The sequence below is a fragment of the Sulfurivermis fontis genome, assembly GCF_004001245.1.
Taxonomy (GTDB): Bacteria; Pseudomonadota; Gammaproteobacteria; order Thiohalomonadales; family Thiohalomonadaceae; genus Sulfurivermis; species Sulfurivermis fontis.
In genome coordinates, this window is sequence record NZ_AP018724.1 from 1,019,553 (window position 1) to 1,038,134 (window position 18,582).

At 65.8% G+C, this 18,582-nt stretch carries 24 protein-coding genes; 5 read left to right on the plus strand and 19 right to left on the minus strand.

Annotated elements, in window-relative coordinates; translation table 11 throughout:
• The 11 genes from EP379_RS05280 to EP379_RS05330 form a co-directional block, all read right to left on the minus strand.
• Positions 1–429: a hypothetical protein gene (locus EP379_RS05280; RefSeq protein WP_172600384.1), complete on the minus strand. Its 429-nt coding sequence runs from the start codon at positions 427–429 to the stop codon at positions 1–3.
• Positions 426–710 carry a head-tail joining protein gene (locus tag EP379_RS05285; RefSeq protein WP_127476561.1) on the minus strand — a complete coding sequence of 95 codons (285 nt, stop codon included), beginning with the start codon at positions 708–710 and terminating at the stop codon, positions 426–428. The genes EP379_RS05280 and EP379_RS05285 overlap by 4 nt, the downstream gene beginning before the upstream one ends.
• Positions 710–1,714, minus strand: coding sequence for a major capsid protein (locus EP379_RS05290; RefSeq protein ID WP_127476563.1), 1,005 nt, complete (start codon positions 1,712–1,714; stop codon positions 710–712). Before EP379_RS05290 ends, EP379_RS05285 begins: the two co-directional genes overlap by 1 nt.
• A gap of 63 nt (positions 1,715–1,777) precedes the next feature.
• Positions 1,778–2,155 carry a head decoration protein gene (locus EP379_RS05295; protein WP_127476565.1) on the minus strand — a complete coding sequence of 126 codons (378 nt, stop codon included), beginning with the start codon at positions 2,153–2,155 and terminating at the stop codon, positions 1,778–1,780.
• A 3-nt stretch (positions 2,156–2,158) separates the two neighbouring features.
• On the minus strand, positions 2,159–3,346 hold the full coding sequence (locus tag EP379_RS05300) for a S49 family peptidase (protein ID WP_127478835.1): 1,188 nt from the start codon (positions 3,344–3,346) through the stop codon (positions 2,159–2,161).
• Complete coding sequence (locus EP379_RS05305) at positions 3,346–4,818, minus strand: phage portal protein (protein WP_127476568.1); 1,473 nt, start codon at positions 4,816–4,818, stop codon at positions 3,346–3,348. The genes EP379_RS05300 and EP379_RS05305 overlap by 1 nt, the downstream gene beginning before the upstream one ends.
• Positions 4,818–5,048: a phage head-tail joining protein gene (locus EP379_RS05310; protein ID WP_127476570.1), complete on the minus strand. Its 231-nt coding sequence runs from the start codon at positions 5,046–5,048 to the stop codon at positions 4,818–4,820. Before EP379_RS05310 ends, EP379_RS05305 begins: the two co-directional genes overlap by 1 nt.
• Entirely contained in the window at positions 5,045–5,437 is a 393-nt protein-coding gene (locus EP379_RS05315) for a hypothetical protein (RefSeq protein ID WP_127476573.1), read from the minus strand. The genes EP379_RS05310 and EP379_RS05315 overlap by 4 nt, the downstream gene beginning before the upstream one ends.
• A gap of 3 nt (positions 5,438–5,440) precedes the next feature.
• On the minus strand, positions 5,441–5,932 hold the full coding sequence (locus tag EP379_RS05320) for a hypothetical protein (RefSeq protein WP_127476575.1): 492 nt from the start codon (positions 5,930–5,932) through the stop codon (positions 5,441–5,443).
• Positions 5,933–5,953: 21 nt separating this feature from the next.
• Positions 5,954–7,906: a phage terminase large subunit family protein gene (locus EP379_RS05325; protein ID WP_127476578.1), complete on the minus strand. Its 1,953-nt coding sequence runs from the start codon at positions 7,904–7,906 to the stop codon at positions 5,954–5,956.
• The gene (locus EP379_RS05330; protein ID WP_127476580.1) at positions 7,906–8,451 is read right to left on the minus strand and encodes an elements of external origin; all 546 of its coding nucleotides are present in this window, start codon (positions 8,449–8,451) and stop codon (positions 7,906–7,908) included. Before EP379_RS05330 ends, EP379_RS05325 begins: the two co-directional genes overlap by 1 nt.
• Positions 8,452–8,564: 113 nt before the next feature.
• On the opposite strand from EP379_RS05330, the gene EP379_RS05335 reads away from it, so the two are divergent.
• From EP379_RS05335 to EP379_RS05355, 5 genes are all read left to right on the plus strand, one after another.
• Complete coding sequence (locus tag EP379_RS05335) at positions 8,565–8,834, plus strand: hypothetical protein (RefSeq protein ID WP_127476583.1); 270 nt, start codon at positions 8,565–8,567, stop codon at positions 8,832–8,834.
• An 88-nt stretch (positions 8,835–8,922) separates the two neighbouring features.
• Entirely contained in the window at positions 8,923–9,132 is a 210-nt protein-coding gene (locus EP379_RS05340; protein WP_127476586.1) for a hypothetical protein, read from the plus strand.
• 96 nt (positions 9,133–9,228) lie between these two features.
• A complete protein-coding gene (locus EP379_RS05345; RefSeq protein ID WP_127476588.1) occupies positions 9,229–9,780 on the plus strand; it encodes a DUF3489 domain-containing protein in 552 nt (183 codons plus the stop codon).
• A gap of 100 nt (positions 9,781–9,880) precedes the next feature.
• Positions 9,881–10,171 carry a hypothetical protein gene (locus EP379_RS05350; protein WP_127476590.1) on the plus strand — a complete coding sequence of 97 codons (291 nt, stop codon included), beginning with the start codon at positions 9,881–9,883 and terminating at the stop codon, positions 10,169–10,171.
• Between the two features lie 395 nt (positions 10,172–10,566).
• Entirely contained in the window at positions 10,567–10,773 is a 207-nt protein-coding gene (locus EP379_RS05355) for a hypothetical protein (protein ID WP_127476593.1), read from the plus strand.
• A gap of 50 nt (positions 10,774–10,823) precedes the next feature.
• On the opposite strand, the gene EP379_RS05360 is transcribed toward EP379_RS05355, so the two are convergent.
• From EP379_RS05360 to EP379_RS05395, 8 genes are all read right to left on the minus strand, one after another.
• Complete coding sequence (locus EP379_RS05360) at positions 10,824–11,039, minus strand: DUF7220 family protein (RefSeq protein WP_127476595.1); 216 nt, start codon at positions 11,037–11,039, stop codon at positions 10,824–10,826.
• Complete coding sequence (locus EP379_RS05365; RefSeq protein ID WP_127476598.1) at positions 11,036–12,322, minus strand: site-specific DNA-methyltransferase; 1,287 nt, start codon at positions 12,320–12,322, stop codon at positions 11,036–11,038. Before EP379_RS05365 ends, EP379_RS05360 begins: the two co-directional genes overlap by 4 nt.
• Positions 12,319–13,851: a site-specific DNA-methyltransferase gene (locus EP379_RS05370; protein WP_127476600.1), complete on the minus strand. Its 1,533-nt coding sequence runs from the start codon at positions 13,849–13,851 to the stop codon at positions 12,319–12,321. Before EP379_RS05370 ends, EP379_RS05365 begins: the two co-directional genes overlap by 4 nt.
• Before the next feature lie 411 nt (positions 13,852–14,262).
• Complete coding sequence (locus tag EP379_RS05375; protein ID WP_127476602.1) at positions 14,263–14,658, minus strand: DUF6362 family protein; 396 nt, start codon at positions 14,656–14,658, stop codon at positions 14,263–14,265.
• Positions 14,645–14,860: a hypothetical protein gene (locus EP379_RS05380; RefSeq protein WP_127476604.1), complete on the minus strand. Its 216-nt coding sequence runs from the start codon at positions 14,858–14,860 to the stop codon at positions 14,645–14,647. The genes EP379_RS05375 and EP379_RS05380 overlap by 14 nt, the downstream gene beginning before the upstream one ends.
• Complete coding sequence (locus EP379_RS05385) at positions 14,857–15,348, minus strand: crossover junction endodeoxyribonuclease RuvC (RefSeq protein WP_127478836.1); 492 nt, start codon at positions 15,346–15,348, stop codon at positions 14,857–14,859. The genes EP379_RS05380 and EP379_RS05385 overlap by 4 nt, the downstream gene beginning before the upstream one ends.
• 284 nt (positions 15,349–15,632) lie before the next feature.
• Positions 15,633–17,822, minus strand: a complete 2,190-nt coding sequence (locus EP379_RS05390; protein ID WP_127476606.1) for an AAA family ATPase — start codon at positions 17,820–17,822, stop codon at positions 15,633–15,635.
• Complete coding sequence (locus EP379_RS05395; protein ID WP_127478837.1) at positions 17,822–18,577, minus strand: PD-(D/E)XK nuclease family protein; 756 nt, start codon at positions 18,575–18,577, stop codon at positions 17,822–17,824. Before EP379_RS05395 ends, EP379_RS05390 begins: the two co-directional genes overlap by 1 nt.
• Positions 18,578–18,582: the final 5 nt, after the last annotated feature.

Consider the following 18,582-nt stretch of genomic DNA (forward strand, 5'->3'; position numbering starts at 1 on the left):
TCAGCCTCCTTGGGTGATGTCGGAAACGAGGGTGCGATACGTGATGCGGTAGACGGCGGGGATGGCGATGGCGTCCATGTCCGCGTCCTCCGCCTGGTAGTCGGCCTCTGCCTCCGTGATGGCGAGCGCCAGCCCGCCGAGCGTTGGATCGGCGAGCAGCGCGGCGTGCGCCTTGCAAACGAGATCGTCGGCCACGACGTAGCCGTCATCGAAATCACGGGCATGACCGATGAGGCGCAACACCAGCTCGCGCTCCAGGCGGTCGTTGCTGCGTTTTACCGGCGCATCGGACTCGACGAGCAGGACGAGGGCTGGCGTCTGTTCACGCGGGATGGCCGTGGTCGGCTGGCGCAGCACGCGCACCGGCGCGACCGCCGTCTGACATCGTGCCATCGCCTCGCGTATCAGGCGCTCACGCACCGAGATCACGACACCCTCGCCAGCTTGGCGCGGCACTCCGAGCCATCACGCAGGGCAAACACCTCGCGCACGCGAAAGCTTGCGCCGCCGATCTCGACGCGATCCCCGGCGGCGAGCGAAAGGCGTGCCGTCGGGTACTCGATCTCGTAGTCGCGGGACAGCGCCAGGCCATCGAGCACCGTCTCGTCGGGTGCGCGGAAGACGCACTCGACGACCAGGGCGCCGGCCTTGACGGGGGTGAGCAGGCCGGCGCGGGCGGCGGCGTCATAGAGGTCGGCTACCGTGACCATCAGGCCATCACGAGCTTGACCAACACACCGGGCCGGTGGCACATGGGCAGCGGATTGCTCTGGGTGTGCAGGTCGGTACCGCGGTCGAACTTGCGCGGCTCCTGCTTGGCGTAGAGCGGCTGGCCCAGGGTGTTCACCGTCTCGTTGAAGTCCGCCGGGGCGAAGTAGGTGGCGAAGGTGTCCACCGTGCCGAGCGGGAAGGCGTGGGCCTCGCCGGGGGCGATGAAGCGCCGCGTGGTGCCGTCCGGGGCGGTGGCCTGGCCGCGATATTCCTCGAAGGTGATGCCGGCGAAGGTGAAGCCCGAACGCACGTCGTTGATCAGCATCGCCCCTTGCTGCCAGTTGGCATAGGCTTCCTTGACCGCCTTGTGGGTGGTGAGTGCTCGGAAAAACTCCGGCGAGCAGAGCACGTGGACATCGGTCATGAACTCGCCCGCGAGATTGTCCTCGATTTCGGCCAGCACGTCGTAGCAGTGGGCTTTGATGTCGCTGTTGGCATTGGCGAGATCGAAGTTGATCGACGTCTGGGTCAGGCCGAACTCGTTGTAGAGGTCATAGATGACGCTGCCGTCGGCATCCAGGATCTGACCCTTGAGCGCGCCCATGCGCAGGTGCTCCAGGGTGATGGCGTGCTTGTTGCGCATGGTCTCCAGATGCCGTGCGATCACGCCCGAGACAGCCTCCATCTCGGTCTCGGAGCCGAAGGCGCGGATGCCCTGCACCTCCTCGGGCAGCACTACGTCGTCGTGCGGGATATGGGGAATGACGAAGGAGCGCAGCTTGCGCGTGCCACGCTCGCCCACGGTGCCCGGCGAGCCGGGCGGTTTGGTCGGCAGGAGGTTCAGTCGACCGGCGTACTCCTCGATGATGATCTGCCGGGTGCGCACCGGCTTGGCCGGAAAGAGGCCCAGCTGCTCGATGCGACCATAACGGTTGGGGATGATATTGATGGCCGTGGTGAGGCTGGCCATCGAGAAGGCAGGATTTTCAAACGGGTTTTGCATGTGGATTCTCCAGAAACGAAAAACCCGCCGGGCGGCGGGTTTTCAGTGGATGATGTGGCTTGCTTATGCTACGTCACGCACCAGGAGGCCAAGCGCTTCGAGCTGCGCTTCGGCAGCGGCTTTCTGCGCTGCGGTGATGCCCGCCGGCCAGATCAAGGCACTGCGCGCGACGATGGCGTGACGGGCGATCAGGATCGCATCTTCGCGGTCGATCAGCGTGGCATCGGTATCGGTGGCCAACACGCCCACGGCGATTTCCGTGCCGTCGGTGGCGTTCGGTGCCAGCACATACAACTTGCCGTCGGCAGTCTTTCTGCCGAGTACGGTGCCGAGTTGCAGGTTCTGGCCGGCGGCGACCGTCGTGGCCTCGCGGGAATAGAGATTCGGCGCCTCGTATTTCAGCAGGTCGCCGAGGTTCTTGTTCATGGTCATGACAGGCATGGTTTACTCCTTGTGGACGAGTTTCTTGACGGCCGCGATCACCGGGGACTCGTGCCGCTCATGGGGTGGAACGATGGTGGAATGGATGGCCGTGGCCTCGGACTGCGCGGCCTTGGCCTCGATGAGCAGGCGACGCACTTCGGCCTCGGTCCTGCCTTCCGCGAGGTAGATGGCGGCCTGGTCGGGGCAGCCGGCGAGCGTGCAAAGCTCGACGATGGCCTGCGCGGCTTGCAGGCCTTCACGACGCGCTTGTTCGAGCATGGCGGCGGCCTGGTCGCCAGTCATTGCAATGGGTTCATCGGACATGGATACCTCCTTCAATACCGCCCCGGATCGCGCAGCCCGAGCCTGGGGCGCCTTGCGGCCTCGGGAGCTGATGTAGGTCGAGAATTCATCGAGGGTCGACTCCAGTGTGCCGACGGCATCGGCCAGACCGACCGCCGTGGCGTTCGGCCCGAAGTAGAGCGCGGCCTCGGTGGCCCGCACCGCCGATTCCGGCATCTCGCGCATGGCGGCAACGAAACCGACGAAGAGGTCGTAGAGGCGATCCACCTCGTCTTGCAGCGTGTCCCGCGCGGCGTCGGTGAGCGGCTCGTGGGGTGAGTAGTCGTTCTTGTGCGCGCCCGCCGTGATCGCGGTGTAGCGGTAGCCGTCGTTGGCATCCTTGACGGACTGGTCGATGTGCAGGGCGATGACGCCGATGGAGCCCACGCCGCCCGTCTCCGTCACGACGATCCGCTCTGCGGCGGAGGCGATGGCATAGGCGGCGGAAAAAGCGGCGTCGTTGGCCACCGCCCACACGGGCTTGATCTTCGTGGCATCCCGAATGCGGCGGGCGAGCTCGAAGCTGCCGGAGGCCTCGCCGCCCGGGGAGTCGATGTCCAGCAGGATGCCGTTGACGCTCGGATCGGCCAGCGCCGCCTCGAGCATCGCGCCGATGTCCTGATAGCTCGTCAGACCCGAGGCCGCCTCCAGCCCCAGGGTACGCTTGACCAGCGTGCCATGGATCGGGATGAGCGCGATGCCTGGTGGTGCCGGCTTGGCGACGGCGCGGGCGGGCACCGCGAGATCGACCTCGGGCGCTTGGATACCGAGGCGATCCCCGATGACGGAGAGGATCACGTCGAGCTTGGCGCGCTGGATGAGCAAGGGCGTCCCGAAGATACGGGAGGCAAGATGGGGCAGCATGATCACTCCTCTGGTTCTGGCGGCATGGGATGGGTTGGCGCCTTGTCATGGCGCGGGTCGGAGTCGAACACCAGACCCAGCGCATCGGCGCGGGCGTTATCGGTCGCAATCTCCTTGTCGACATCCTCGGCGTCGTAGCCGTAGGCCGAGATCGCCTCCGAACGGCTCATGAGTCCGGCACGAATGGCGAGCTTCATGGCGTTGAACTCCTTTTGCGGATCGACCCATTGCCAGCCCTGCGGTATCCACTTGCAGGCCAGATAGGTGCGACGCCGCTCGGGGTTGGCGAAGCCCGGCAGGTCGAGTCGTCCGTCCATCACCGCCTGGTGCATCCAGGCACGCCAGATCGGGCGGCAGAGTTGGTGGACGATGACACTGTGCTGGATCACCTCGCAGCGGCGACGGAACTCCAACAGCCCCGCGCGGATGGAGGAATAGTTCACCTGGGTGAGATCGCCGGTGAGCATCTCGTAGGTGATGCCCATGGCGGCGGCCACGGCGCGGAATTGCTGGCGCATGAACTCGGCATAGGAGCCGCCCACGTCGGCGGGGTCCGAGAACTTGATGTCCTCGCCCGGCTCCAGGATTTGCAGTGTGCCCGGCTCCATCCCGGCCAGCGCCGCGCCGTTGGCATCCGCCAAGCCTTCACCCATGAGGTTGTCCTCTGGGCTCGTGCGCGTAATGAACCCGGCGAACATCGCCGCGGTCTTCTTGCGCACCAGCTCGGCGTCGTCGTACTGGTCGAGCTCGTGGAGTTTCACCAACGCCCGGGCAAGCCACGGCTCGCCGCGTATCTGTCCAGGGCGCAGCGGGCGGAACAGATGCACGATCTCCTCGGCGGCGACACGCACGGTGTCCATGCCGCCCACGCCGGACATCGGCGACAGCAGACCATCCTCCGGATGCGCGCGGTAAAGGTGATAGGCCACCCGACGGCCCAGGCGGTCGAACTCGATGCCGGCGCGGATGACGTTGCCGTTCGGCAGGTCGCGATTCATGGTCAGCGGCAGGTGCTCGGGTTCGAGCACCTGGAGCTGGATTGGCACTGGCAGGTCATCCTCGGGACGCCGCCAGCGGATACGCACGATGGCCTCGCCCCCTTCGATCATGGCGCGGCAGGCGAGCGCCTGGAGGCCGTAAAAGTCGGTGAGCCCGGCGGCGTCGGCATACTCCACCCAGTCCCACCACAGGCGCTGGATGGCCTCGCGCCGGGCGGCGTCCTGCACCATGCTCTGCGGCTTGATGCCGGTGCCGATGGCATTGGCGACGAAGGCCTCGATGCCGGCGGCAGCCCAGGCGTTGCGCCGCGCCATGTCGCGGCTTTTGGCCCGCAGCGCGGGTTGCGTCGTGGCCAGGGCGGAAACCGCGCCCGGGTTGCCCGGCATCCACGCCAGCGTGCGCCTGCCCATGCCTGCGGCATCGTAGGTCGGCGTATTGCCGAACAGGCGGCGCCGGAGGTGCGAGAACCAGCCCATCAGAACCCCTTGTTGGTGAGAATGCGGATTTGCCGCGGCGGGCGCGGATACAGTCCGGTGGCCACGGTATCCTTGAGCATCGCGGCCTCGACCTCGGCGATGGCCGCCTTCAGTTCCTCGACGCTGCGATACTCGACCGTCTTGTCGCCGAAGGTGACGCGCCGCTCGCCACGGGCCAGCGCGTCCCGCAAGGCCTGCAGTTGCGCCTCGGTGTAGGTGGGATTACTCATCGATAGACCACCAGGTTGATCTCGGTCGTGTCGGCGAGCGACGCCGCGGCACTGGTGCAGACCAGTACGAGGGCGTCGGCGGTCTTGCCGTCGGTCGTACTGCGCGCTGCCGCGAAGCGGATGGTCCCCGTCGCGATATTGCTCCTGCCGGTGGCGACCCAGCAGTAATCGGCGTCTGGAAACGGCGTCTCGAACACGATGCGGTAGCGTCCCTTCGCCAACCGGCGAACCGAGGCGACGTTGTAGGCGGCGCGAACCACAATCGCGCCGTTGACGTAGCCGAAGTTCACCCAGGCGCGGGCGATGCCTGGGTGTTCGGGGCGGACGAGCCCCTTGATCTCCTGGCCGATGCGAGTGGCGAGCGCCGATAGTTGCGCACTGAGACTCATCGCTTAGATCAGCGCAGCGTTGAAGATCGCCACGAAATCGGTGTTGACGTCACCGATGTCATCCACGCCGACGGCGCCGATGTTATCGCGCGCCTGCTGCCGTTCCACAGCGGTGAGCGTCTGCGGGGCGTCGAAGCGCACGCGCGTTTCGATGGCGGCGGTGAGCGCGGCGATGCCGCTTTGGTCGTTCTGCAAGGCCTGCTGGAGTTCCAGCAGGGTGTCATAGGCCGGATCGGCCCCGCCCAGGATGTCGGCCTTCAAGGCGTCGAGCAAGGTGACGATCTTGTTCGACGAGTAGGTGGTCGTCGTCGATGCCTGGGTGTCGTCGATCGAGGTTGCCGCGAGGACTGCCGCCTTCACTTCGTTGATCGCCGCGACCAGGCTCGACTTGTCGGTCGTGGTCAGGTCAGTCAGGACGCCGGTGCGGCCCTTGACGGTGTTGAACTCCTCGGCGACGCGCAGGACGAGACTGTGGATTTGGGTTTGCAGACTCATGGGGAAGATCTCCTTCAGGTTTCAGGAAAGCCAGCGGCTCTTGATCACGCGCCGGCCTGTTTTCTGGGTTCCAGAAACGCTGAGGCCACCGCGTTGGGTGGCCTCGTTGTTCGATTCACTAGGTGTCTCGATGGCTGGCGGCGCCAGACCAAGTTGTCGTTCCAGTTCGCGCCAGTGCCGCTCCTCGAAACGGTCGAGACCGGCGGTACTGGCCGCGGCACGGGCATAGACGTAACAGTCCAGGGCTTCGTTTCGCTCGCGCAGTTTCTGCCACTCGCGCACCGGGAAGCCGTTACGGTTGCGGCGGGTGACGAGCTGTTCGGCGCAGAGCTGTTGCACGTATTCGGCATCGACCTTGGGCAGATGGACGAAGCCGGCCGGGTAGCGTACCGTCACGCCGTCCTCGGCAACTTCCGGGGACTTGCGCAGGTTGTTGTAAAACTCCAGCTTGGCGATGCCCACCGCGACCGAAAACACCTTGATGCCACGGCGCAGCTTGCGCCCGGACTGCGAGACATCGACGACAGTGGGTGTGCCGACGAGAGCCGCGCCCCTGGGCACACCCTTGACCGCCATCACCCGGCTGTCGCGCGCGCCGCGCACGAAGGCATAGGCCTCCTGTGTGGCAAAGCCGGTGTCCACGGCAAGCCTGATCAGCGGCAGGTTCGCGCCGGATGCATGCGTCCACGTCTCTTCGAGCAGCGCGCCGAGCGAACGCCACACCTCATCCCGCGCGGTGTCGCCCATCAGCACGCGGTGCTCGACGAGCCAGGATTCCTTGCCACGCCCGAAGGCCCACACGGATACCTCGATGCGATCCTTCTGCACGTCGGCCCCGGCGGTGAGCAGCAGGCCGCCCATGGGCACCGTGCCCAGCGGATAGTCCTCGCGCCGCTCGATGAGGCGCTGCCACTCGGGTGCTTCGCCTTCTTCCACCCAGGTCTCGCCGAGCTCGACGTTCTTGAATGTCTTGATGGCCGCGACAGAGCCGGCCTCTTTGCCGATCGCCGCCTCCCACGAAGCCGCGATGTCGCGCCACGAACGCCAGCCCACCGGACTGTAGAGCGACGAGAGGTGAAACCCGGCCGTGCGCCCCGCATTCTCCGGCGCCGTGGCGCGCCACTCACCGTGTTCGAGCATCCATGTCTTGTGGTGCTCATCGATGGGGCGGTCGCAGGACTCGCACACATAGACCGCCGTCTCCGGTCGGGTCTTTTCCCACCGTAGCTGCTCGAAGCGCAGCCATTGACGGTGCGAGCAGTGCGGGCACGGGACGAAATAGCGGCGCTGATCACTCCTCTCGTACTCGCGCTCGATGGCGCTCGCGCCGGCAATGGTCGGGGTCGAGACGATGAATAGCTTGCGCCGCGCAAAGGTGCGGGTGCGCGCCTCGGCCAGCGAAATCGCGTCGCCCTCGCCATCGACATCGAGCGGGTAGCCGTCCACCTCATCGAGGAAGAGGTAGCGCACGGGCATCGAGCGCAGGCCCACGGCGCTGTTCGCGCCGGTCATCACCAGCACGCCGCCCCTGAACTCTTTGGCAAGCACGGTGTTGCCGGAATCGCGCGCGCGCGCCGGGGCGATCAGCTCGGCAAGCGCTGGCGTCTCTTCGATCAGCGGGTCGATGCGCTGCTTGGAGTTGCGCTTGGCCATCTCCACGGTGGGCCACACCGCCATCATCGGCCCTGGGGCGTGGTGGATGACATAGCCGATCCAGTTCAGGCCAAGCTCCGTGCCGCCGACCTGTGCGCCCTTCATGAACACCACGCGCTCGATGGGCGAGGTGGGTGACAGACAATCCATGATCTCGCGCAAGTAGGGCGTGCGGCTGGTACGCCAGCGCCCAGGTTCGGCGGAGGCGCGACTGGACAGCATCCTGTGCCGGTCGGCCCACTCGGACACGGTCAGCATTGGGTCGGGCATCATGCCCTCGCGCCAGGCGCGCTCGATGTCGAGGGCCCCGTCGTACTCCATCAATCCACCTGTGGGCGGACCTCGCCCAGTTCCTGCAAGTGCTCACGCACCGCCGTCTCCAGCGCAACGTGCAAGGCGTGCGCATCCACGCCAAGCCTGGCCGCCATCTGCGCCGAAACGCGCGCCGGCCAATTGAGCCAGGCATCACGCTCGGCGCGCGCGAGCTTGAACACATGGGCGATGGCCTGGTGGCGGTCGATCAACTCGCCCTTGAGGCGAGCCAGGCGCACCTTGTTGGTCTGCGCCTTGATTACCTCGTTGACCGTGCGCGCCTGCAGCAGGGATGTGCCACCCGTGGGCAATCCCGTCGGCATGTCGCCTACGGGCACACTGCCGGCGGCCTCCGGTGGCACGGCGCCCAGGACGGGCCTGGTGCGAGCGCCGGCGCGTGGCGCCTCGGTGTTCCTTGTCCACTGCGCATCGGCCTGATCTGGGTCGATGGTGCCGTCTGGTAGCGTCGTGATACGGCCGCTATCGATCGCCTTCTTGACAGCCACGTGAGAGACGCCGCGATGCCTGGCATAAGCACGTATCGATAGACCCATGATTACCATCAAGCCGATCGCAGATGTTTTCCCGCGTTGCGATTCAGCGCTTGGCTTTTCTCCGCAGAAGCGCGTTCATGTCATCACCATCAACCACACCCAAGGAGAAGAGCATGAACACCAACAAAATAGACGCCCTTGGCCAGAAACTGGCCGAAACCGCCATGACCCTGCTGGTACGCCTTTATCCGGAAGTGCGCCAGGCCAGCAACGCGCAGGTGGATGCTGCCGTGGCGGCGATGCGCGCCAAGTCAAGGTCGGTGATCGACGAGTTGATCGATGACGCCAAGGAGGCACCCTGGGTGGCGCACATCGCGTTTCAGACCGCAGCCCTGACGCTCGCCCACGAGGGCATCAAGACACTCAAGGCGGGATGCAAATAAATCTCCGAAGCCTTGCAAAAAGAGCTTGGCTTCCTGATCGAACAGCGCCTTAATGCAATCACCATCAACAACCACAAAGGAGCACAGCATGAAACCAACCAGCGCCATCCTCACCCACAGCAACTACGACGCCGACGACTACGCCTACCTCACCGCCAAGGGCTGGAGCGATGACGAAATCCTGGCCCGCTGGAGCGAAGAGGCTGCGCGTGGCAACGGACCATGCCGCTGGGAAAGCGCGTCGGCCCGCGCCAAGCTGGCCGCCGTAACCGGTCGCAAACAGAAGAAGCATGGCTGAAAAAGAAGCAGGAAGCCAAGCGTTTTCTAAACGCTTGGCTTCCTGATCGAACAGCGCCTTAATGCAATCACCATCAACAACCACAAAGGAGCACAGATGAGCACCATCCAACTCACCCCCGCCCAACACGCCATCCTCGCCTACGCCATCGAACACACCGGCGGCAAGATCGAGTGGTTCCCCGACAAGCTCAATGGCGGCGCCCGCCAGAAGGTGCTCGACGGTTTGGCCAGTAAAGAGCTGATCGCCAACCATGGCGCCGGCTGGTGCGCCACCGCCAAGGCCTATCGTGCCTGGGCAGAATCCATTGGTCACCCGTCCATGGCCGCAGCGCACGAAACGCCCGAGCAGCACGAACACCTCGACGCCTACGACCGGGCAATCATGGCCGCCAAGGAGGGCGCAATGATTCGCAAGGCCCGCGAGGAGGCGATCACGAAACTTAAGCAACGCGACAGCAAGCAGGCCAAGATTCTCGAACTGCTCGAACGCCCCAACGGCGCGACGATCGCGCAGATTTGCGCGGTCACCGGTTGGCAACCGCACACGGTGCGCGCCACATTCACCAACGTCATCAAAAAGAAGCTGGGCCTGAACCTGGTTTCAGAGAGGCCTGCCGGAGGCGAACGGATTTACAGGATCGCGTAATTCGCGCGGGATGGGAAGCCAAGCAAAAAACGCTTGGCTTCTCAAGCAAACAGCGCCTTCATATGGGTGTCGCAACGATAAACAGAAAGGAGAACACGCCATGAAATTCACGACCGAACGCGATTACATGATCGACGCCGCCAAACAACATGCCCGCGATGCCATTGCCCAGGCACGCAGCACCCTGGAGCGCAGCTTGCGCGAGCTTGATCGTTACGCCGAGCGATTTGAAGCAGCCGAAACGGTTTACGACCAAGCAAAAACGATGAACTGGCTCCTGAACGAGCTTGCCAGCAACATCCTGCCCAACCTGCGCCTGGACTTGATCGCGGATGCGCAAGCAGAACTGGCCCGCGCGCACGAAGTCGCCCGCGCCGCCAACCAGGAGTAAGCGATGAAGACGCCCCAAACCTATCCATGCACACGCTGCGAGGGGAAGGGGCGCCTTCCCCATTACGCCAACGTGCTGGGCGGCGTGTGCTTCAAGTGCGGCGGGACAGGCCGACAAAAGACCAGGCCAGCCGCCCCATCGCGCCGTTGGTCAGTGAATGCGATCCGCACCACCGATCATCACGACTGCGTCGTGTTCCACGTCCGGGCAAAGACGGAGAGAGAAGCTCTCAATAAGGCCTCCGCCGCCCTATCCAGTGCGCGCGAGCAGATTTACGACCCTACGACCATCCGGGTCACGCCATGGCCCGATTAGATTGAAAAAACGCTTGGCTTATCAATCGAACAGCGCCTTCATACGGGTGTCGCAACGATAAACCGAAAGGAGAGCACACCATGTCAGCTGTCGTAACCACCCAGCAAATCGAAGCCAACTACGCCAAGTTCATCGCCGAACTGACGGCGCTCACCCGCAAATACGGCGTCGCCATCCAGTCGGTCGGCGGTGTCCACCTCGCCGACGATCCACGCGATTTCCGCAACGTCCGCTACGTGGCCGATATCACCAGCGGCGACCTCTATCCGGAATTTCCCGCCGATTGACAACGCGTCGCACGCCAGGCCACCCGCCACGCGGGTGGCCTGCTTCCAGCTCAACGCCCACGCAGCGCCTCGAAACCACGGCGCAGCACGTAACTGCGGACCATCGACACCACCGTGAAGATCAGGCCGATTTGGAGGTTCTCCTGGACCGTGGCGTGCAGACCGAAGCGCGGGAACACCATCCACTGGGTCGCCACCGCCACCCCATAGCCGACCAGCACATTGGCCACGGCCTCCACCAGCGACATCCATCGCGACTGCTTCACAGCGACGCCTCTGCCTCTACCTCGGCGGCAGCCTCCGCCGTGCTGGCCAGGTCATCGAATTTCACCCCATCGGCTTCCCGCACCGCCTGCGCCCCGGCATAGTCCTGCCAGCGGCGCACGATCACGTCCGCGTACTTCGGGTCGAGTTCGATGAGCCGCGTCCGGCGCCCCGACTTTTCGGCGGCGATCAGGGTCGTGCCGCTGCCACCGAATGGATCGAGCACCACGTCGCCTGGGCGGCTGGAGTTGCGGATGGCCCGCTCGACCAGCTCCACTGGCTTCATCGTCGGGTGCAGGTCGTTCTTCTGCGGCTTGTTGAATTGCCACACGTCGCCCTGGTCGCGGTCGCCGCACCAGTGGCGATCCGCGCCCTCGGGCCAGCCGTAGAGGATCGGCTCGTACTGGCGCTGGTAGTCCGAGCGGCCCAGGGTGAAGGTGTTCTTGGCCCAGATGATGAACGTGGACCAGTGGCCGCCCGCCGCGCGGAAGGCCGCCTGCAGGGTGTCGAGCTCGCTCGACGACATGGCGACGTAGATCGCGCCGCGGGTGTGGGCAACGAGCAGCGACAGCGCGTCGTAGAGAAAGTCGTGAAAGCCTGCGCCGAGCGCGTCGTTGAGAATGGGACGGTGCTTGCCCCGCAGCTTGTCCTTGGCGCTGTTGGCGTAGTTCACGTTGTACGGCGGATCGGTGAAGGCCATGTCCGCCCGCTCGCCGTCCTGGAACAGCTGCGCGTAGGCCTCTGCCGCGGTCGCATCGCCGCAGACCAGACGGTGCTCACCCATGATCCAGACATCGCCAGGCCCGGACACCGGCGACACCGGCGCCTCGGGGACGGCATCGTCCTCGGTCAACCCCTCGCGCGTGGTCTCCTCGCCCGCCAGCAGGTCGGCCAGGGCGTCGGCGTCGAAGCCGGTCAGGTCGAGGTCGAAGCCTTCGGCCTGCAAGTCCGAAAGCTCGATGCGCAGCAGCGCCTCGTCCCAGGTCGAAAGCTCCGCGAGCCGATTGTCGGCGAGCACCAGCGCCCGCCGTTGGGTGGGCGTCAGGTGATCGAGCACCACCACGGGCACCTGGGTAAGGCCGAGTTTGCGCGCTGCGGCCAGCCGGCCGTGGCCGGCGACGATCACGCCATCCGATCCGGCCAGGATCGGGTTGGTGAACCCGAACTCGGCGATGGAGGCGGCGATCTGGGCGATCTGCGCGTCCGAGTGCTGACGGGCGTTGCGGACGTAAGGGATGAGCTTGTCCGTTGGCCAGTGCTCGATCTTGTCGGCAAGCCAGTTCATTTGCGATTGCGCCCCCATGGATTACGAATCGGGTTCTCCATCTTGGCCATGCGGTCGTTGAAAACGTCCGACAGGCGTTTTTTCACATCGCCATAGGTCGCCGTGACGCCTTCCGGCTCGCGCTCGGCCTTGACCGCCGCCCAGCTCTGGCCGGTCGTCTCCAGCACCGGCGCACGATCGGGGTGGGTCTTCATCCAGCGGATCACGGCCACATCGACATACTCGGGGGCAAGCTCGGCGGCACGCACGCACCGCCCGCAGGCCTCGCCCGCGAGGATCGTCGTGCCCGATCCCGAGAAGGGCTCGAACACGATCTCGCCTTCGTCGGTGTAGGCCTCCATGACGAACTTCGGCAGGCCGATGGGGAACACCGCCGGATGGTCGATCTCGCGGTCGCGGTCGATGGGTCCGCGCTGGCGAGTGACGGTGATGACGGAATCCGGGATGCGGAACTCTTGCGTCGGGAGTCCCGTGTGGCACCAGCCGGTGCGTGCTCCTTCCTTGCTCCTCAATCCGCCTGTGCTCGTGCCATCGGCGCGCAGGTGCACATCCTGCCCGGCGTATTTGCACGGCACGATCTTGTTGGGCTTGCGGATTGCGCGGTTGAAGTGGAACAGGAACTCGTGGCGCGGGGCCAGGCGCCCGACCCAGTCGCCGGGGACGGTGACGCCCTGGTCCCACACGTACCAGCCGAAGCGCCGCCAGCCTTGGCCCCGCATCCATTCGATCCAACCGTCCCAGTACGGCTGCCACTCGCCGTCGCGATGGACCAGGCCGAGGTTGACCAGCATCTGGCCGTCCTCGCGCATGACACTCATCGCCGCGCCGAACACGCCCTGCATCAGCGCGTCCCAGTCCGCGATGCCGCCGGTGGTGTAGTTGCGCTGGTTGGCATAGGGCGGGCTGGTGAACAGCAGCGCCGCCTGCTCGCCAGCCATCAGGCGCTGCATGGCCGCGCGGTCGGAGGAGTCGGCGCAGATCAGGCGATGCTCGCCCAACAGCCAGACATCGCCCGGGCGGCTGATGACGATCTTCGGCGGCGCGGGGATGTCCTCATCGTCGCGCGCCTGATCGTCCTCATCGGCCGTCGATGCGTCGGCGGGTTGAATATCCGCTTCGATCTCATCGAGCAGCCGCTCGATCTCATCGTCACCCATGCCGGTGAGCGCCAGATCGAAGCCCGCCTCCGACAACTCGGCCAGCTCCAACGCCAGCATCTCTTCGTCCCACCCGGCGTCGAGAGCCAGGCGGTTGTCGGCGATCACGTAGGCGCGCTTCTGTGCCGGAGTGAGGTGGCTAAGCTCGATCACCGGCACCTCGGTGAGCCCGAGCTTGCGGGCCGCCGCCAGCCGCCCATGGCCGGCGATGATGCCGTTCGCTCCATCCACCAGGATCGGGTTGGTCCAGCCGAACTCGACGAGGCTGGCGGCGATACGCGCGATCTGCTCGTCGCTATGCGTGCGCGGATTGCGGGCGTAGGGGACCAGCGTCTCGACCTTGCGATATTCGACGCGCAGGGGTTCGGTCATCGGGAAACGAAGTTTCGGTGAAGGTTCGTGCGGCGTGGCCGCGTGTCGTCGGAGCCAAAACAAAAACCCGCCACGAGGGCGGGTCAGCAAAGGGTGGTAACCCTGGTGGTAACCGGTAACCCGGTAACCTCGATTTCACGGCAGACGCTAGCGAAATGCCGCGCTCGCGCCCCCCGCATGGCTTTTCGGCCAGGAAGGACCCATCGCGCTCGGCGGGTCGGATCGCGAAGGCAGAAACGACGAAGGCCACGGATCGCTCCGTGGCCTTCGCACATGCTTCTCTCGCGAGGTTAGCGAAATCCTAGCGCAAAAACGGGTGAAGTGTTGCACGTCCAAAATGGCTCGAAACCGGCATCGTTCCGCATCCGCCCGCATGGCTTGGATCGCTTTGGAAACGACCCGCAACTTCACTCATGAAAGGCTGGCCACGGTCCGGCGGGTCTGCTCGTTCAGACGGCAGGCGACGATGTCGAGCGCCTTCTGCCACCGCCGCCAGGCCGTAGTGCGGTCGCAGCCGAAGCGCCGGCAGATCTCCCGCCACCCGCGTTCCTCGGCGCGCATCCAGACGAGATGGCGCTGCTCCTCGGTGAGCCACAGCACCCAGCGCATCGTCTCCTCCATGCGGTCGATGGCGGCCGGGTCGGGCGGAAAGCGGTACAGCACGTCGTCGCCCGAGTAGGTCTCCCACGGCTGGCGCAGGATGGCCGGCCAGGTGTTGAAGTAGCCCTGGACGCGTACCGGCGGCAGACGCCGCGCGGTCTGGGCGGCCTCCCGGAAGCGCTCGGCGACGTCGTCAACGCTCCACATGGCCGTCTCCCTGGCGACCGTAGAGCCGCTCGCCGATGCGCTTCACCAGCTCCCGCTCGATCCAGTCGAGCCGCTCGTCGTCGAGCGAGACCACCAGGATGCCTTGGTCCCGCCAACCGTCGCGTTTTATGGCATCGACGTCCGGGGGAGTCGGTTGCAGGCGCCCGAGGGGGCAACGATAGTGGGGGCTGGGTGCATTCATGCCGGCATCTCCTGCGTCGTGATCGCCCACATCAGCAGCGCCAGTGCGTCGGCCTCGTTGTCGTCCTCGGGCCGGAAACCCAGGGCCTGCATGGCGGCCACCATCGCTTGCTTGCCGGCGTTGCCCTTGCCGGTGGCGTGCTTCTTGATCGTGCCCACCGGAACGCCCTGGTACGGGATGCCGTGGTGCTCGCACCAGGCGGTCAGCTGGGCCATGAAGCCGCCGTAGGCGTGGGCGGCATCCACTCCGGCGTGGCGGCGCACCTCCTCGAAGTACACCGCATCCAGCCCGTCCGCCGATTGTTTGACCTCGGTGAGCCAGCGCTTGAAGCGCAGGTAACGCATGCCGCCGCCCTCGAAGCGCTGGGGCTTGAAGCACTCCGAGCCGCTGGTGATGGAGCCGTCACGGCCGAGCAGCGCCCAGCCGGTCCGCGTGCCGAGGTCGAGGCTCAGGATGGCCGTGCCCGGTTCACGATCCCGACCGTCGATGCCGGGCAGACCCCTTCGGGTCGGGGGAGAGGACACGACGTGGTCCTCTCCCCCCGAAGGGGGGAGGGAGTTTTCGCCAACTGGGAAATCCCCGAAAGGTAAGTAAAAACATGGTGTTAGCTCAGTTGGCAAATTGGCAGGCGTTGCCAACTGCCAACTTGCCGACTGATCTGTAATGCATTGATTTTTTTGATTTTCCAGTTGGCAGACGTTTGCCAACTGAATCCAGTTGGCAAAATTCGGGTTCCAGTTGGCAGAATTTTTGCCAACTTGCCTGCGCGTGTTCATGCGTCCTCCTGCGGGTCGATGAAGTCGTCTTGGTAAACCCACACCTCGGGGTTCTCGACCGGCAATGCGGCCCCCGATTGCGGGCATTTGAAGTGGGTAGGTAATACCGGTAGCTCGCGCAGCGGCACTTCGCCGGTGTCGGGATCGGGCTCGCCCGCCGGTATGCGCAGCACCATGCCCTCGACGCACAGGTAGCCGTACTTGGTGCGGCCGATGCGTGGCAGGCCATAGTCCTGTGCGTTGCGGAAGTACTTGATGTAACCCTGGGTCGAAAGCGCAGAGAGGCGCTCGCGGATGGTGCGCTCGCCGCCCAGACCGGCCTTGCCTTCGAAGGATTCGGCGAACTGGTTGGCGGTGTAGCAGCGCCCCTGGGCCGCCTCGTCGAACAGGATCTGCAGGATGGCGTCGCGCTTGCGCCGGCGCTCGGCATCGAGGCGCTCGCCATAGTCCCTCATCACCAGCCGCGCGTTGGCATCCACCTCCCGCCACTCGCCCTGGATCTTGTCCACGTGCATCGACGGGATGGCGGCACCGTTGCGCAGCTCGAAGAAGAGCTGGCGCGTGGTGCGCGTCTCGTCGGGTCGAAACAGCAGCATGCCGGTGGTGTAGTAGCCGCGCAGACTCCCGGCCCCGGCCAGCGCCTGGAACGGGTCCTCCTCGAACTGCTTCTTGCCGAGCTTCTTGGTGTGGTGGGCCAGCACGACGCCGGCGTCCGGGTTCACCGCGTCGCGCAGGCGCTCGACCCGCTGTGACAGGAAGTAGAGCATCGCCGCGTTGTCGTTCTCGCCGCCGGCCTCCCCGCCGTCGAAGACGTTGCGGATGGGGTCGATGGCGATGATGTCCGGCAGCTCGTCGCCGAAGGCCTGCTTGATCGCGGGGATGACCTGGGCGAGGCCGGCGTCGTCCAGGATCAGCCGCAGCTGCGGCGTGGCGACGAAGTTGACGCGCGCTTCACCGATGCGACTGGGCGGTAGGCGGATCTCCTTCACACGCTCGCGCAGGTAGTGGTACTGCACCTCGGCTTGCAGATAGAACACCCGCAGCGGGCGCGGCGGCGTCATGGCGAGGAAGGTGGCGCCCGCCGCCATGTGCGTGAGCCATGCGAGCAGAAAGTCACTCTTGCCGACCTTGGGCGCACCGCCGAATACCAGCAGGCCGCCGGGTGTGAGCACGCGCGGTGCGATGAGATCGGGCGGCAACGGCGAGTCGTCGTCGAGCAGCGCACCCAGGGTGAAGGTCGGCAGTGTCGGCGCCGCCCCCTTGACGACCCTGCGCTCGCCCTCACGAATGAAGGTGGCGCAGTCGAAGCCCTCGGCCACGGCATCGGCCGCGTCCCACTTGTCCGGTTTATCCATGGGCGGCACGAGGATGGCGACCGACGCCGCGCCCGCCGTCACGCAGGCACGGGCGGCGTTCTCCGCGTAGTCCCAGCCCGGGACGTCGCGATCCGGCCAGACCAGCACGTGCTTGCCCGCGAGCGGCGTCCAGTCGGTCTTGTCGATCGGCGCCCGCGCGCCGTTCATGGCCGTGGTCGCCGTGATGCCCGTCCCGATCAGGGCGCAAGCCGCCTTCTCGCCCTCGACCAGCACCACGTCACGCGCATTGGCCACGGCCGGCAGGTTGTAGAGCGGACGCGGATCGGGGGCGCGCCACATGCGGGCGCGCACGTCCCAGGGGCGGTACTCCTTGCCGGTGGGCGGGTCGTAGCGGTAGACGCAGGCGATCAGTCTGCCATCCGCCGTGAGGTAGTCCCACTTGGCGGTATAAGGGCCGAGTTCGTCGACGGGGGCGCTGCGGGCATTCGATCGCTCCGGGGTGTGACCGATGGATGGTGCAAGCCCGAGCCATTGACGGATTTCCTCCGCGATCCGGGGGAAGTCGTGCCGGGCGGAGAGTCCACGGGAACGGGCCCACAGATCGATGACGTCGCCGCCTTCGTCGGTCGCGAAATCCTTCCACAGCCCACGCCGTTCACCATCGAGCTCGACCACCAGGCTCTTGCCGCGATTGCCGTCGATATCGCCGACATAGAATTTACCGCCGCGGATGCGGCCCTGCGGGAACAGGTAGAGCAGCACCGCCTCCAGGCGCTCGAGCAGGCCTCGGCGCAGCGAATCGGTATCGGGGAGTGCCATTCCCTGCTGTTCGGGTGCGTCGTTGTAGTCGAGCCAAATGACGTCTGCCATCAAGCCGACCCCCAACACCGGTCCTGCCAAGGGCACGACTTGCATGTGACATGGGTCGGCGTAGTGGCGTGTCGGGGCAGCAGCTCGCCCGCCTCGGTGGCGGTGATGACGCGCACGGCCCGGTCCGACATGCGCTGCGCGAGGCCACCGTCGAACGGCACGAGTTCGAACCACAGCTCCTGCGTGTCCTTGTTGATGGCGGTGAACAGCGCCGGATGGCGGGAGATGCCGGGAACGTGCGCCTCCATGTAGGCCTGGTAGACGGCGATCTGGGCGGCGTAGATGGGTTTCGCCCGCGCCACCCCGTGCTTGACGGTCTCGCGCCAGGACTTGTCGTTCATCGTCTTGCACTCCCACAGCGCGGGATAAGCCAGCTCAAGGCTGGCGGGCCCGTTGGCGAGGATGCCGTCGACATGTCCCTGGATGCGGCCGCCGGCGGCGGCAAAGCCGAACTGCTCGTCGTTGGCCTTGCGCGTGTAGAGATCGAACCCCGCCAGGCGCAGCCAGCGGATCGCCAGCTCCTCCAGGGCATGGCCGACCTCGAACACCCGCAACACCCGCCCGGGCAGCTCGCGCCCCGGATCGACCGCGGCCTGGGCGTACTCGTACTGCAGGGCGCGCTCGCAGGCGGCCCCGAGGCGCGACGCGCCGAGGTAGAGGCGCGGCGCTTGAGCGGTCCGCTCGCGGGCCAGTGCCTCATCGATGACGGCCGTGACCTGTTCGTGGAATTTGGGGCGGTGGTTGTAATCGAGCACGGGCA